The sequence below is a fragment of the Bradyrhizobium sp. CCH5-F6 genome (assembly GCF_001556045.1).
Classification (GTDB): Bacteria; Pseudomonadota; Alphaproteobacteria; order Rhizobiales; family Xanthobacteraceae; genus Bradyrhizobium.
Genome location: NZ_LSIC01000146.1, coordinates 1 through 14,157, shown reverse-complemented (window position 1 = coordinate 14,157; position 14,157 = coordinate 1). Strand labels below are relative to the sequence as shown.

General features: G+C 66.2%; 14 protein-coding genes. 4 read left to right on the top strand and 10 right to left on the bottom strand.

The window, feature by feature from the left end; all coding sequences use genetic code 11:
* Positions 1-4: 4 nt before the first annotated feature.
* Positions 5-796, bottom strand: a complete 792-nt coding sequence (locus tag AX729_RS26195) for a DNA-binding transcriptional regulator (protein ID WP_061027096.1) — start codon at positions 794-796, stop codon at positions 5-7.
* Positions 797-943: 147 nt separating this feature from the next.
* On the opposite strand from AX729_RS26195, the gene AX729_RS26190 reads away from it, so the two are divergent.
* Entirely contained in the window at positions 944-1,927 is a 984-nt protein-coding gene (locus AX729_RS26190) for a VOC family protein (RefSeq protein ID WP_061027169.1), read from the top strand.
* Between the two features lie 16 nt (positions 1,928-1,943).
* Here the strand turns inward: AX729_RS26190 and AX729_RS26185 are convergent, their stop codons facing one another.
* A complete protein-coding gene (locus AX729_RS26185) occupies positions 1,944-2,606 on the bottom strand; it encodes a response regulator (protein ID WP_061027095.1) in 663 nt (220 codons plus the stop codon).
* The gene (locus tag AX729_RS26180; RefSeq protein ID WP_061027093.1) at positions 2,603-3,985 is read right to left on the bottom strand and encodes a sensor histidine kinase; all 1,383 of its coding nucleotides are present in this window, start codon (positions 3,983-3,985) and stop codon (positions 2,603-2,605) included. Before AX729_RS26180 ends, AX729_RS26185 begins: the two co-directional genes overlap by 4 nt.
* Positions 3,986-4,175: 190 nt before the next feature.
* On the opposite strand from AX729_RS26180, the gene AX729_RS26175 reads away from it, so the two are divergent.
* Complete coding sequence (locus AX729_RS26175) at positions 4,176-5,036, top strand: DUF3280 domain-containing protein (protein WP_061027091.1); 861 nt, start codon at positions 4,176-4,178, stop codon at positions 5,034-5,036.
* A gap of 6 nt (positions 5,037-5,042) precedes the next feature.
* Here the strand turns inward: AX729_RS26175 and AX729_RS26170 are convergent, their stop codons facing one another.
* Genes AX729_RS26170 through AX729_RS26160 form a run of 3 tightly spaced genes read right to left on the bottom strand, consistent with a single transcriptional unit; the run spans position 5,043 to position 8,075 of the window.
* Positions 5,043-6,074, bottom strand: a complete 1,032-nt coding sequence (locus AX729_RS26170) for an L-idonate 5-dehydrogenase (protein WP_061027089.1) — start codon at positions 6,072-6,074, stop codon at positions 5,043-5,045.
* A gap of 21 nt (positions 6,075-6,095) precedes the next feature.
* On the bottom strand, positions 6,096-6,863 hold the full coding sequence (locus AX729_RS26165; protein WP_061027087.1) for a glucose 1-dehydrogenase: 768 nt from the start codon (positions 6,861-6,863) through the stop codon (positions 6,096-6,098).
* A gap of 12 nt (positions 6,864-6,875) precedes the next feature.
* Positions 6,876-8,075 carry a mandelate racemase/muconate lactonizing enzyme family protein gene (locus AX729_RS26160; protein WP_061027085.1) on the bottom strand — a complete coding sequence of 400 codons (1,200 nt, stop codon included), beginning with the start codon at positions 8,073-8,075 and terminating at the stop codon, positions 6,876-6,878.
* Positions 8,076-8,252: 177 nt separating this feature from the next.
* Here AX729_RS26160 and AX729_RS26155 point away from each other — a divergent pair, with 177 nt between their 5' ends.
* Positions 8,253-9,020 (top strand): GntR family transcriptional regulator, encoded by a 768-nt coding sequence (locus tag AX729_RS26155; protein ID WP_061027083.1) that lies wholly within the window; start codon positions 8,253-8,255, stop codon positions 9,018-9,020.
* A gap of 27 nt (positions 9,021-9,047) precedes the next feature.
* Entirely contained in the window at positions 9,048-10,412 is a 1,365-nt protein-coding gene (locus AX729_RS26150; RefSeq protein ID WP_061027081.1) for an MFS transporter, read from the top strand.
* Positions 10,413-10,462: 50 nt separating this feature from the next.
* On the opposite strand, the gene AX729_RS26145 is transcribed toward AX729_RS26150, so the two are convergent.
* The 4 genes from AX729_RS26145 to AX729_RS26130 form a co-directional block, all read right to left on the bottom strand.
* On the bottom strand, positions 10,463-10,696 hold the full coding sequence (locus AX729_RS26145) for a hypothetical protein (RefSeq protein WP_061027079.1): 234 nt from the start codon (positions 10,694-10,696) through the stop codon (positions 10,463-10,465).
* Between the two features lie 122 nt (positions 10,697-10,818).
* On the bottom strand, positions 10,819-12,069 hold the full coding sequence (locus tag AX729_RS26140) for an arsenic transporter (RefSeq protein ID WP_061027168.1): 1,251 nt from the start codon (positions 12,067-12,069) through the stop codon (positions 10,819-10,821).
* Positions 12,070-12,093: 24 nt separating this feature from the next.
* Entirely contained in the window at positions 12,094-13,371 is a 1,278-nt protein-coding gene (locus AX729_RS26135) for an MFS transporter (protein WP_061027077.1), read from the bottom strand.
* 40 nt (positions 13,372-13,411) lie between these two features.
* Positions 13,412-14,026, bottom strand: coding sequence for a hypothetical protein (locus AX729_RS26130; RefSeq protein ID WP_061027075.1), 615 nt, complete (start codon positions 14,024-14,026; stop codon positions 13,412-13,414).
* Positions 14,027-14,157 lie beyond the last annotated feature (131 nt).

The window sequence follows — 14,157 nt, the reverse complement described above, 5'->3', positions numbered from 1 at the left end:
CGCTCTAGTCGACCACCTGAATCGCCGCAGCCGCCTCGTGCAACGGCGCGACGAAGGCTGCAATTGCCTCGTCCAGTGTGAGAGCCGAGCGGATCCAGATGATGGATATGCAGCCGAATACGGCGCCGTTCCGCACGATGGGTACGGCAATCGAAGCCGTCTTGGGATTGTACTCGCCTTCGCTGCGGATCGCATAGCCGCGTGCCTGCGTGTCCGCGATCATGCGGTCGAGACGGTCTTGATCCAGGAAGGGGCGGTCGTCGGCCTCGTCGATACGGCGGAGATGGCCGACGATGAGATCGCGCTCGCGCGCGGCGCAGGCGGCGAGATAGGCCCGGCCCGCGGACGTTCGCAGCATCGGCAGGCGCTTGCCGATCATGCCGCGATCGATCGAGAGGGGGCTGCGCGAATGCGTGGTTTCCTGCACCACCATGGCGGCATTCTCGTACGTCGAGAGATCGACCGGCCAGATCAGGCTCTTGCCGAGCTCGGCGAGAAAAGGCGCCGCCGCCTGGCAGATCACCACGCCAGGATCGTAGCCGTCTCCGAGGCTGAGCGCCCGTCTGGTCACGCGAAAGCGGTCGTCGCTGGCGCTCCGCGCGATGTAGCCGAGTTCCTCCAGCGTTTCGAGCAGGCGGTAGACCGTCGGCCGGGGCAGGTCGAGCGCACGGGCAACGTCGCCGGCGCGGATGCCGCCGGAGCGGTTGACCTCCTGCAGCACGTCCAGCCCTCGCTTGAAGGCGCGGACGCCCTCCGACTGCCGCGGCTGGCCGTTCCGCGTCCGCTCCTTGGACACTTCGCATTTCCTCCCTTGTAGCCGACGGCCTCGCGATTATCGTCCTTGCGACCGCGAAGCGATTGCGGGACGGCACCGTAGGATCGTGCGCGGCCGGTATCAAGTTCGCCGCACTGCGGCGGGCGCGATGCCCTCGGGAGGATGTCGATGGAAATCACAGCGCTCGGCTATATCGGGATCAATTCATCCCAGCTCGACCAATGGGGCCGGATGGCGACCGGGCTGCTCGGCATGCAGCAGGTCGATCGCGGCGGCAAGATACGCGCCTATCGTATGGACGACCGCAAGCAGCGCCTGATCGTCGATGGCGGCAGCGATGCCGGCCTTGCGGTGATGGGCTGGGAGGTTCCTTCGACCGCCGAACTGGACCAGTTGGCAGGACGGTTGGAAAGCCATGGCATCAAGGTGGTTCGAGGCTCGCGCGCGCTCGCTGACGAGCGGCATGTCGCCGAGCTGATCGCGTTTGCGGATCCCGCCGGCAACCGGTTGGAGGCTTTTTGCAAGCCGGAGCTTGCGAGCGAGCCCTTCAAGCCGGGACGGCCGATCTCGGGCTTCCGCACCGGAGCGCTCGGCATGGGGCACGTCGTGCTCAATGTGGAAGATGTCGAGCCTCTGTTGCCGTTCTATCGCGACGTGCTCGGCTTTCACGTCTCCGATTTCGGGCTGAAGCCGTACGGGCTCTATTTCTTCCACGTCAATGGCCGCCACCACTCCTTTGCGATGGTCGGCTCTGGGCGGAAGGCGATGCATCACTTCATGGTCGAGCTCGGCAGTCTCGACGATGTCGGACAGGGCTATGACCTCGCGCAGATGGAGGAGGGGCGCATCGCCTATACGCTGGGCCGGCACACCAACGACCACATGACCTCGTTCTATGTGAATACCCCCTCCGGCTTCTTCATCGAATACGGCTGGGGCGGGCGCGTCATCGATCCCGAGACCTGGCAGCCACACGAGACCTTCGACGGACCCTCGCTATGGGGTCACGAGCGGCTGCATATGCCGGAAGAGCAGCGCAAGCGCCTGCGCGATATGCGGCTCGATGCAGCCGCCCGCGGCGTCCGCGTCGCCGATCCGCGCGTGCCGCCGCTCAACTGCGCGTGGCTGGACCAGGTGGTCGCGCGCGAATGATCCGCGGCCACGCAGCTCAGGCCTCGCCGAGATCGACCTCGGTCAGGAGCCCCTGACGCAGCGCCAGCCGGACCAGCTCGATGTCGGAGCCGACGCCGAGCTTGTCCTTGATCAGGGAATGCAGGTTCGCCACCGTCTTCGGGCTGACATGCAGCGTCTCGGCGATCTCTTCCGTCGTGTTCTCGGCGAGCAGCAGCCGCAGCACCTCGAATTCGCGCGGCGTCAGCACGTCGGCGGCCGAGTTTTCGCCGCTGATGCGGCTCAGCGCAAGCTCGTGGTCGATGTCGGGGCTGATGGCGATCTTGCCGGCGAGCACGTCCTTCACCGCCTGCACCAGCGTCTCGGGCGGACTGGTCTTGGTGACGTAACCCCGCGCGCCGGCGCGGATCGCCTGCACGGCAAAGCCGGCATTCTCATGCATGGTGAAGACGAGGATTCGGGCCGCCTTGTCCCACTGCCTGATCCGCCTGACGGCCTCGATGCCGCCGATGCCGGGCATGCTGAGGTCCATGATGACGAGGTCGGGCGCCTCGGATTTGTACAGCCGGTAGGCTTCCGCGCCGTCGGCCGCTTCGGCGACGACGCGCAGGCCGGGCTGCTTCTGGAGCACGGAGCGATAGCCCTCGCGGACGACGGAATGGTCGTCGACCAGCAGGATGGTGGCGTCGGCCGCGCTCATGCGGCGTGCTCCAGCGCCTGCCGGTCGGCGGCCGCGAGCGGAATGAACACGCGCAGCGCGGAACCGTGAGGGCCGGTCTCGAAGCTCAGCCGGCCGCGCAGTGCGGCGACGCGTTCGCGCATGCCGAGCAGGCCCATGCCGGATTTGACGGCGGCATCGTTCGGCCGGCCGTCGTCCTCGACCGCGAGCGCGATCTCGCTTTCGGCCATCGTCAAATGCACGCCGACCTTCGTTGCGTCGGCATGCTTGGTCGCGTTGGTGAGCGCCTCCTGCACGATGCGATAGAGGTTGGCGCTGACGGAGGCGGGCACGCGCTCGAAGGCGCCATCGAACCGGATCTCGAACCGGGTCTGGCCGCGGCTGCGGCCGTTCCACCCAGACACCAGTCCTTCGAGACTCGCGACGAGGCCAAGCTCCTCGACATCGGGCGGCCGCAACCGGAACAGCGCGCCGCGCAGCGTCTCCATCATGCCGGTCGCGGTCCGGGCAATGCCGTCGCACTCTCCCAGCAATCCGGGACAGTCCTGCGCCGCCGTCTGACGAGCGGATGCCGCGAGCGCCCGGATGGCGGCGAGCGACTGGCCGAACTCGTCATGCAGCTCGCGCGCGAGATGGCGGCGCTCCTCGTCCTGGAGCGCGATCAGCTTCCGCGTCAGTTCGCTGCGCTCGGCGAGCGCGGTGTCGAGGCTTTCGGCGAGGTGGTTGAAGACGTCGCGGATGGCGGAGAGCTCGGCGAGGTCGAAGGGCGGCAGCCGCGTGGTGAGGTCGCCGGCGGCAATCCGCTCCAGGCCGTTTCCGATCATGCGGGTGGGACGCAGTGCGCGCGCCAATGCGGCGTAGACCAGGGCACACAACAGCGGCAACGCGATCGCAAGTGCGATCATCAGGCGGCCCGCCTCGTGCCAGGCCTCGGCGGTCTGGACGGCGGGATCGACCCAGACCACGGCTTCGCCAAGCTTCGCTCCGCGCGCGATCACCGGCCGTGCCGCCTCGCGGCCGGGATCGAACAGGCTGCGATAGAACGCCGCGAACGCCTGCGGCGGAGGGCTCGCCGGGTTCGGCGCGCCGCTACAGAAGCGTTGCTGCATCTCGCCGCTCGCGCCGCGAAATGCCAGACACAGGCCCGGCGTCATCACATACGCCGCGACGGGGTCGAGGTTTGGAAAGTCGGTGCGCGGGCCGGCCACCCATTGGATCTTGCCCTGCTGCAGCTCCAGCGACTTCGCCACGATGGCGGCGATACCGTCGATACGCGCATGCACCGCGCGATCCGCCGCGATGAGGAAATAGGCGGAGATCGCGGCGAAGCAGACGGCCGATATGGCGGCGACTCGCAGCGTCAGACGGACCTTGAGATCGAACCTCGGGCGATTCCACATCGGCGGGCACCTGGTGCGAGCGGGCTTGTCGCATGCGCATTAAACGGCAGAACGCCAGCGGCGGGAAGCGTTCCCGCCTTACCGCAGTGCAACCGTGAAATTTTCCCGGTATTCGTCGGGATGAATACGGCTGCACGGCCTGAGTTGACCCATCCAGATTGAGGAGCCGTTCCATCCACGAGGTCCGTTCATGCGCCGCTGCCGGTTGCCTCTCGCTATCCTTCTCCTCTTCGTCCTCTCTTTTTCGTTGGCCGATGCCGAGGCTGCCATTGGCGTTGCCATGGACGATTTCAGCTATACCGACACCTCGGCTGAGCCGGCCGACCAGACCGTGGCCCACGAGCGGCGGCTGGCGGCGTTCATGGCCGCGCTTCGAAGGGACATCGGCGCGGACCACCGCTATCGGCTGGTTTCGTCCGCCCAGGACGGCGCGGCGTTCAAGGTCATCGGCGGCATCCAGAAGACGAGCACGCTGGTGCAATGGGCCAAGGTCGCCGTGATCGACGTCGGCGCCAAGAAGCTCGTGATGGACAAGCTCTACAGCTTCCGCGGCGACAATGATGAATCATGGGAGCGCGCCGAGATCTTCGTCTCCCGCGAGATCATCGCGGCGCTCGCAACGCCCCCTCCGGTCGCGCTCGCCGTGTTCGATTTCGAGCTGGAGGATACGACTGCCGCCTCGGCCGGCGCATCGGCGGCGTCAGACAAATCATACATGGCCGAGGTCACCGGCAGCGTGCGCGAGGCGCTGGGCCAATCCGGCCGCTACCGTATCGTCGATGTCGGCGGTGACGCGGGGAAGGGGCGCGCCTTGCGCGACTGCGGCGGCTGCGAGGCGGCGATCGCGAAAGAGCTCGGCGCGGATCAGTCGCTGATCGGCGTGGTGCGGCGGGTGAGCCGCACCGAATATACGCTTGGCTTCCAGGTGCGCGATGCCAGGACCGGCGCAGTGCTGACGCGTGGTGACAGCGGCCTGCGCATGGGCGCGGACTATTCCTGGAAGCGCGGCGCCGTGCGGCTGGTCAGCGACCGGCTGATCGACAGCCGATAGCGCGGTTCAGAACGTCAACTGCACCTTCATCGATTGCGAGCGGTCGCTGGCAAGCTCGAAGGCGGCGACCGCGTTCTCGAACGGCATTGCGGCCGTGATCAGCGGCTTCACGTCGATCAGGCCTTCGCCCATCAGGCGCACCGCAAGCTCGAACTCGGGATCGAAGCGGAAGGTGCCGCGGAGCTGCAATTCCTTGGCGACGATGGAGTTGATCGGCAGCGTCATCTCGCCGCCGAGGCCGAGCTGCACCAGCGTCGCGCCCGGCCTGAGCACGTCGAGCGCGGTGCGCAGCGCCGCCTGATTGCCCGAGGCTTCGAACAACGTGTCGAACACTCCCTTGCCGGCGCGCCAGGGATCGAGTGCGGCGGCGTCGGTGGCGACGTTGATGGCGTGGGTAGCGCCGAGCTTTCTGGCGACCGCGAGCGGTGCGTCCGCGACATCGGTCACCACGATCTCGGCCGCGCCGCCGAAGCGCGAGACCAGGATCATCAGCGCGCCGATCGGGCCGCAGCCGGTGATCAGGACGCGCTTGCCGAGGAGGGGGCCGGCCTGCTTGCCGGCATGCAGGCAAACCGCCAGCGGCTCGGCGACTGCGGCTTCGGCGAGCGAGAGCTCGTCCGCGATCGGCACGGCCTGCGTCGCATCGACGGTGATGAATTCGCGAAAGCCGCCCTGAACGTGGGGAAAGCGCATCGCGCTGCCGAGGAAGCGCATGTCGAGGCACTGGTTGCGCATGCCTTCCTGGCAATGCAGGCACACCCCGCACGGCTTGCTCGGATTGACGGCAACGCGCGTGCCTGGCTTCACGCTGCTGACGCCGTCGCCGACGGAGGCGACCACGCCGGCGATCTCGTGTCCCAGCGCCATCGGCTGCTGGATGCGCACGACGCCGAAGCCGCCGTGATGGTAATAGTGCAGGTCCGAGCCGCAAATGCCGCCATGGGCGATCTTGACGCGGACCTCACCAGGGCCCGGCGCCGGATCGGGATAGAGGTCGATCCGCAGGTCCTTCGGTGCGTGGATGACGACGGCGCGCATGGGCTGCTCCTGGTTTCGCGGTCACATCGCGGCGATCATGCCGCCATCGACATAGATGATCTGGCCGTTAACATAGGTCGAGGCGTCCGAGGCGAGGAAGATCGCCGCGCCCACCAGCTCGTCCGGCTTGCCCCAGCGTTTCGAGGGGATGCGGCCCATCAGCCAATTGTTGAAGTCGGCGTTGTTGACCAGCGCCTCGTTCATGTCGGTCAGCATGTAGCCGGGGCCGATCGCGTTGGCCTGGATGCCGTGCTGGGCCCATTCCACCGCCATGGAGCGGGTCAGGTTCTTGATGCCGCCCTTGGCTGCGGTGTAGGGCGCGATGGTCGGGCGGGCGAGCTCGCTGCCGAGCGAGCCGATATTGATGATCTTGCCGTGCTTGCGCGGGATCATGCGCCTGGCCGCCTCGCGGCCGATCACGAAGGCGCTGGTGAGGTTGGTCTCGATCACCTTGCGCCATTCGTCGGTCGTGAATTCCACCAGCGGCTTGCGGTGCTGGATACCGGCATTGTTGACGAGGATGTCGACGGCGAGCCCTTCGCGGTCGAAGCGCTCGAAGGCGGCGACGATGGCGGGCTCGTCGGTAACGTTGAAGGCTGCGCCCTCGGCCTGATGACCGGCGGCACGGAACTCGGTGACGGCCTGCTCGACTCGCTTGGGATCGACGCCGTTGATGATGATCTTCGCGCCGGCCTTCGCCATGCCCTCGGCAATGGCGCGGCCGAGGCCGCGGGAGGAGCCGGTCACGAGCGCGGTGCGGCCGGAAAGGTCGAACAAGGCGGTGCTCATCTCAAGAAATCCTCAAACGTTGGAGCGGCGCACGATGAGATCGGTGCGCTCGAAGACGGCGGGCAGGAGGTCGACGCCGAGGCCGGGCCCTTCCATCGGATAGACGAAACCATCCTTGATCACGGGCATCGTGGTGACGAGCTCATTGTACCAGCCTTTGTAGAAGGCGCGCACCGATTCCTGGATCAGCGTGTTGGGCTGGCTGAACGACATGTGGATGGCGGCGATGAAGCCGATGGGGCCGATGCAGTCGTGCGGTGCGAAAGGACGGTGATAGGTCTCGGCCATCGCCGCGATCTTGCGGCCCTCGGTGAGGCCGCCGGTCCAGCACAGGTCCGCCATCACCACGTGCATGGCGTCCCGGTCGAGCATGTCCTTGTAGGGGAAGCGCGAGCCTAGCGTCTCGCTGGCGCAGACCCAGACGTCGGTCGAGCGCGCATACTCGGCCAGCGCCTGCGGCGAGTTCATGCGGATCGGGTCTTCGTACCAGGTCGGCTTGTAGGGCTCGAGTGCGCGTGCGATCTGCTTGGCCGTCGGCAGGTTCCACAGCGAGTGGAGCTCGACCATGATCTCCATCCTGTCGCCGACCGCCTTGCGAATCTTCTCGAACGGCTCGATCGCCTGCTTCATCTGCGCGGCGGTGATGTAGAGCCCCTTGTTTTCCTGCGCGGCCGGATCGAACGGCCAGATCTTCATGGCGGAGATGCCGCTTTCCAAAAGACTCTCGGCGAGCGCATCGGCGCGATGCATGAAGCCGTCGAGATCCTCGTAAGGCCCCTTGGAGGCGCCGAGATTCCAGTTCGCGACCGGGCTGATATTGGTGGAGCGGACATATTGCGTGCCGGCGCAGGTGTTGTAGATGCGCTGCTTGTCGCGGCAGAGGCCGCCGAGCATCTGGTGCACCGGCTGGCCGCAGACCTTGCCGAACAGGTCCCACAGCGCGATGTCGATCGCCGAGGCGGCGCGATATTCGACACCGGTTGAGGACTGCGCCATCGGCAGGTTCAGCATGTCGCGATGGATGGCCTCGATGTGCAGGGGATTGCGGCCGAGCAGGCGGCCGGCAAACGTGTCGTGGATTTGCGCCTCGACCGCGCCCGCGCCGTAGAACGTCTCGCCGAGACCGATCGTGCCCGCATCGGTGTGAACGCGCACCCAGATCACGTTGGAGAATTCCTCGGTGCGCAGCGTCTCGATCGACGTGATCTTCACGGCAATTGTCCTCCCATCACAGACGTCGCGCGTCCGTCGTCTCATTTTGCACTGCAGCATGTTGCAGGTCGCGCGGGAGTCTTACGCTGGCTTGTAATATATCACAACATGTTTTAAGGCTCGAACAAACAGGGCGCCATCCAGCAACGAGAGCGCGAGCCAACGGGAGAGAACGACATGGCAAAGCGCAAGCGCGCGCTCGAGGTGGTGAGAAACGACGACGACGGCGAGGGCAAGCCCTCGCGGCACAACCGGCTCAATTTCTTCGAGCTGGCCTATCAGAAGATCGAAGAGCTCCTTGTTCACTGCGAGCTCAAGCCCGGACAATTCATGACGATGCTGGAATTGCAGCACATCACCGGCTTCGGGCGCACACCGGTGCATCACGCCGTCAATCGTCTGTCCGCCGATACCCTCATCATCATCCGGCCCCGTCACGGCCTGCACATCGCGCCGATCGATCTCGCGCGTGAACGCATGCTGCTGGCCCTGCGCCGCGACATGGAACGCTTCGTCGTCCGCCTTGCGGCCGATCGCGCCAGCCTCTCGCATCGCAATCAGGCGCTGCACATCGAGCGTGTCTTGCGTGAACGCCGCGCCAGCCTGACCCTCGACGAGTTCAACAGTATCGACCGCCGCATCGACGCGCTGGTGCTGGAGGCGGCCGGCGAGCCGTTCCTGGTGCACACGCTGCGGCCGCTGCACACGTTGTACCGTCGCATCGGCTACATCCACCACCGCTTCATGCCGGGGCAGGCGGATCTGTCAGGCACGATCGATCGTCACCTCGCCATTCTCAGTGCCGTTGCCGGCCGCCATGTCGAGGACGCCGTGAAGGCGAGCGATGCCCTGATCGACTACATGGACCAGATGTTCACCGGCATGGAGGCGGGGATCGATCCGCGGCTGCTCGATTGCAGCATCGAGCCGCTGCTCGACACGTAGAGAGTTTCGAAGAGAGGACCCAAGAAAATGTCAACGATGGCGATGCCACAACCGACTGCGAGCGAGGCAGCGGTCCGCTACCTCATCACGAACTACAGCCCCAAGGGCAACAAGGTCGGCTGGCTGATGATGGCCTCGATCCTGGTCGAGGCCTGGGACCTCTATTCGATCGCCTTCGTGCTGATCTTCATCAAGGAGCAGTACAATCCCGATCCGCTGATGCTCGGCCTTGCCGCGGCCGGAACGCAGGGCGGCGCCCTGATCGGCGCGCTGCTCGGCGGCTGGCTGTCCGACAAGATCGGCCGCCGCGTCATGTTCCTCGTGACGATGGTGATGTTCATCGTGCTGGCACTGGCGCAGGCCTTCGTGCCGAACGTTGCGTGGCTGGTCGTGATCCGCTTCCTGCTCGGCATTCCGCTCGGTTCCGACATCTCGACCGGCTACACCTACATCATGGAATCCATGGCCAAGGGCGAGCGCGAGGTCATGGGCAACCGCTGGCAGTTCATGTTCGCCGTCGGCGAGGTCCTGACCATCGGCGTCATCGTGATCTTCCTCCTGATCGACATGAACCACGAGATGCTGTGGCGCGTGACGCTCGGTCTCGGCGCGCTGCCGGCGCTGATCATCCTGATCATGCGCCACGACGTGCCGGAGACGGCGGTGTGGCTGGTGCAGAAGGGGCGTTACCGCGAGGCCAAGCAGGTCGCGCGCGAGATGTTCAACGACAATCTCGACATGCTGCCGGACCGGGACGTCGAGGTGCCGAAGACCAGCACGCGTGCTTTCCTCGCCGACCTCAAGAAGGATCCGATCCGCTGGCGTGCGACGGTCTACGGCTGGATCGCCTGTTTCGCGCAGGCGAGCGAGTTCTCCACATTCGCATTCTACCTGCCGGTGATGTTTGCCATGGTCGGCGTCTCGTCGATCCTCGGCAACAATTTGGTGACGATGGCGCTGTTCTCCTTCGCGGCCCTGTCGGGCTGGGTCGGACCCCTGCTGACGCCGAAGATCGGCCATCGCGGCATCTCGATCGCGGGCTTCTCGATCGTGCTGGTGTCGCTCCTGATCGCGGCGTTCGCGCTCTACACCGACAACAAGATGCTGTTGCCGTTCGCAGCGGCCGGCATGCTCTGGGGCCATTATTGGGATGCCTCGAACTGCATGACGATCCCGACGATGGTCGCCCGTCCGCAATATCGCGGCACCGCCAGCGGCTTCGCCTACATGTTCGTGAAGCTGCCGTCGTTCCTGGCGATCTTCCTGTTCCCGTCGCTGTTCGCCGCGATCGGGCAGGCCAACGCCACGCTGTTCGTCGCGATCTTCCCGGTGATCGGGTTGCTTGCCGCGATCTTCATCCTGCCGGAAGTCTACGGCTACGAGAACGACTGACTATGCGCGCTCCCGGTCGCGGCCTTGTGGCCGCGATCGGGCTCCTCCCGCTACGGGCTCAGGAAGACGGGATCGATCCCGGTGCCATGGCCGAGCAGGCCGATGGCCTGAAGCTGGGCCGTGTGCAGGTCGATCTCCAGGATGGCGAGCAAGGCCAGCAGCACCACGACGGAAAAGACGAGCAGGGGATGGGCCTCCGCGCGGCCTTTGCCAGGCGCAATGAAGCTCTGAATTCCGCGACGCAGCGAGAAGCCCTGCGCCGGCGACTTTGATCGAATCTGCATGATCAACCTTCCTTGCCGCGGCCGGTCCGAAGCACGCGGCAAGTGAACTCTATCCGTCGCCGCGCCGCCGGCATTGATGCACCGCAATCGGCTGCACTTATTTGGCCGGGGCGCTTTTGCCGCTACCTGATGGCAGCCGCCAGCGCACCGATCAAGGCAGGCGGCGTCACCAGCAGACCGAGCTTGAGGAACGGCCAGGCGCCGACCTCGATCTTCTCGCGCCGAAGCGCGACCAGCCAGAGGATGGTGGCGAGCGAACCGGTCACCGACAGATTGGGGCCGAGATCGACGCCGATCAGGATGGCGCTGACGACCGGAGCGGGCAGATGATCGCTGGCGGCGACCGAGCCGGCGACGAGGCCGACCGGAAGGTTGTTGGCGATGTTGTCGGCGAGCGCGGTGGCGATACCGACACTCCAGGCGGCCTTCGTCACCGATTGTCCGATTGCCTCCTGCAGCAGCGCGCTGAGCTGCGCGATCACGCCGGTCTTCACCAGCGCTTCCACCATGACGAAGAGACCGCCGACCAGCGGCAGCACGCTCCAGGACACACCCCGCAGCACGGGCAAAGGCGATTGCCGGCCGATCAGCAGGACGAGAGCAGCCGTCACCACGCCGCAGACGAAGGTCGGCAGGCCCAGTTGCTTGTCCAATGCGGACGCCGAGACCAGCACGACGCCGATCGCCACGATGCCAATTGCCGTGAGCTTGCCGCCGCGGCCGAGCTTCGGGTGCGGCACGCTCCGCGCGATCGTCTCTTCCTTCAGTGCGCGGTGCTGGGTCAGGCGCAGCACCACGTAAGTAAGCAGGATCGAGGCCGCCGACGGCAGGGCGAACAGGCGCAGCCATTCGGTGAGCTCGGGCATGCGCGCGCCGAACACGACGAGATTGGCCGGATTGGAGATCGGCAGGACGAAGCTCGCGGCGTTCGCAATGAAGGCGCAGACGAACAGATAGGGCAGCGGCTTCGCGCCGGCCGCGCGCGTCGCGGCATAGACGGCCGGCGTCAGCACGATGGCGGTGGCATCGTTGGAGAGCAGCACGGTCACGAGCGTGCCGACGACGTAGATCAGCAGGAACAGCCGCTGCGGCGAGCCACGTGCATATTCCACCGCGAGCGCGGCCAGATAATCGAACAAGCCCTCGAGCCGCGCCAGCTCTGCGATCAGCATCATGCCGACCAGGAAAAGATAGACGTCGACGCCTTTCTCGATACCCGTCAGCGCGTCCGGCCATGGCAGCAAGCCAAACAGCACCAGCGCGCCGGCGCCGATCACGGCCCAGATCGCCTCGGGCAGGCGAAACGGACGGATGATGACGCCTGCGGTCGCGACGGCGATGATGCTCCAGGCCCAAACGGCATCAGACGGCACGGTCAATCCTCGAATGCAAGGGGATCATTCGGCAGCGATAGCCGAAGCCGACGCCGCTGTCTTCCCCTGCGGGCGCGGATCGCCATCGCCGCTTTGCCGCGACTCTGGCAGAGCAAGGAGGCAGATGACCGCACCGATCGCCGCTACGGCGCCGAGCGAGATGAACGCGGCATTGTAGCCGGCGCCGACGACGACGAGGCCCGCCAGGGTCGTCGACAGTGCGGCGCCGATGCTCTGGGCGGTGATGACGGCGCCCTGTGCGACGTTGAAGCGGCCGGTGTTGCGCATGATGTCGGCGACGATGACGGGAAAGATTGCCCCGAAAATGCCGGCGCCGACGCCGTCCAGAAGCTGCACGCCGACCAGCCAGAACGGATTGTCGGAGAGCGTGTAGAGCGCACCGCGGATCGGCAGGATCAGCAGGGCGGCGAGGAAGAAGCGCTTGTGTCCCCATGTGTCGGCCTTGGCGCCAACCAGCATTGCAAACGGGACCATCACGAGCTGCGCGGCGACGATGCAGGCGGACATCAGGCTGGTGCCCAGGTTCTTGTCCTGCAATGCCAACTTCTGCCCGACCAGCGGCAGCATCGCAGCGTTGGAGAGGTGAAACAGGAGCGCGCAGATGGCGAAGACGAGCAGCGGGCGGCAGGTCAGCAGCACCTTCAGCCCCGAAGGCTGTTCGTGGTGCTCGGCATCGTTCGCCCCGTCCAGCCCGCGCGCGAGATCGTGGTCGATCGCCCTTTCGGGAATGGCGAGGATGCTGACGAGACTCGCGATGGCCATGCCGCCGAGCAAATAGAACACGACCGTCGGTCCGAACCAGTAGGCCGACAATCCGGCCAGGCCCGCCGCGACGGCGTTACCGGCATGGTTGAACATCTCGTTGCGGCCGATCCGTCTGGTGAAGGCGCGATGTCCGAAGATGCCGAGCGACACGGCGGCGATCGCCGGCGGAAAAATGACGCCGGCCGCCTGCGCGATCCCTTGCGAGATCGCGACCGGCAGGAAGCTCGGAAACAAGGGCAGCGACAACGACGCGAGTGTCACCAGGATCGCTGCCACCGCCATCACCGTCCGCTTCGCGCGGGTCGCATCGACCAGCGCGCCGGCCGGCGTCTGGGCGAGGATGCCGGCGATGGTCGCGACCGACATCACGAGGCCGATACGCGCCTCGTCCCAGTGCTGCTCGGTGAGCAGATACACGGCGAGGTAGGGGCCGAGACCGTCGCGGACGTCGGCGAGGAAGAAGTTGGCGGCATCGAGCGCGCGGCCTGCCCGTGCCGTCTCGTGCGTGTCCGACATCAATGTCTCCTTCCTCGCCAAGCGTCCTGTGAGCGTCTCGTCAGGCAGCGTGGGCGTGCGGGTGGCCGTGCTTGGGCATCTTGTCCTTCGGCTTCGGCTTCTTGATCCGCTTCAGCCGATCCTCATCCGGGCCGATCTCGTCGACATGGATCACGCGCCCATGCTTGGTCTGAAGGCCGTCGCCGCGCGCCGCGACCATCGCATCGGGAGCGAGCAGGGCGGCAACGTGCTCGGCTTCCTTTGGCCCGATCCGCAGGACGGTACCATCAGACAAGAGGGCGCCGCGCAGCTCGCCCTTGGGGCCGAACAGCGACAGCTCGACCGTGCCCTCCGCCGCCATCGGGGCGTGCTTCACCTTGGGATGCTCGTGGTCGTGGTCCGGGCCGTTGTCCACGATCTCGCGTCCGCCGGCGGTGATCACCGCGACGGCGGCCAGCAGGGCCGCGCCGCGTGGCCGCACGCCGCGGACGCGAACCGTCTCGCCTTGCTTGAGATGGCGGGTCAGCTCCTTGTCCATATGCGGCGGCGTATGAACGAGGACGACCGTTTTCTTGTCTCTCAAAACGAAGCCGTCGACTTCGCCGTGGGGATTGAGCACGAAGCGCTCAAAGGTGCCTGCGGTCTCCGGCAGGCTATCGGGATCGATCCAATGCATGATGTAGCTCTTGCTGTTGATGTGAAGAGTGGATCAGCCGCGCGGCGGCGGGGGCGGCGGACCGAAGCCCGGGGACGGCGGCGGGGGACCGCGACGATCCGGGCCGTCCTTTGGTCCGGGCGGGCGAGGGC

What these genes read in the sequence shown, in the direction of transcription:
- AX729_RS26185 (WP_061027095.1), bottom strand. Translation starts at nt 2,606, where the DNA reads ATGAGCGCGGCCGACGCCACCATCCTGCTGGTCGACGACCATTCCGTC.
- AX729_RS26190 (WP_061027169.1), top strand. Translation starts at nt 944, where the DNA reads ATGGAAATCACAGCGCTCGGCTATATCGGGATCAATTCATCCCAGCTC.
- AX729_RS26165 (WP_061027087.1), bottom strand. Translation starts at nt 6,863, where the DNA reads ATGAGCACCGCCTTGTTCGACCTTTCCGGCCGCACCGCGCTCGTGACC.
- AX729_RS26170 (WP_061027089.1), bottom strand. Translation starts at nt 6,074, where the DNA reads ATGCGCGCCGTCGTCATCCACGCACCGAAGGACCTGCGGATCGACCTC.
- AX729_RS26155 (WP_061027083.1), top strand. Translation starts at nt 8,253, where the DNA reads ATGGCAAAGCGCAAGCGCGCGCTCGAGGTGGTGAGAAACGACGACGAC.
- AX729_RS26135 (WP_061027077.1), bottom strand. Translation starts at nt 13,371, where the DNA reads ATGTCGGACACGCACGAGACGGCACGGGCAGGCCGCGCGCTCGATGCC.
- AX729_RS26180 (WP_061027093.1), bottom strand. Translation starts at nt 3,985, where the DNA reads ATGTGGAATCGCCCGAGGTTCGATCTCAAGGTCCGTCTGACGCTGCGA.
- AX729_RS26150 (WP_061027081.1), top strand. Translation starts at nt 9,048, where the DNA reads ATGTCAACGATGGCGATGCCACAACCGACTGCGAGCGAGGCAGCGGTC.
- AX729_RS26175 (WP_061027091.1), top strand. Translation starts at nt 4,176, where the DNA reads ATGCGCCGCTGCCGGTTGCCTCTCGCTATCCTTCTCCTCTTCGTCCTC.
- AX729_RS26145 (WP_061027079.1), bottom strand. Translation starts at nt 10,696, where the DNA reads ATGCAGATTCGATCAAAGTCGCCGGCGCAGGGCTTCTCGCTGCGTCGC.
- AX729_RS26130 (WP_061027075.1), bottom strand. Translation starts at nt 14,026, where the DNA reads ATGCATTGGATCGATCCCGATAGCCTGCCGGAGACCGCAGGCACCTTT.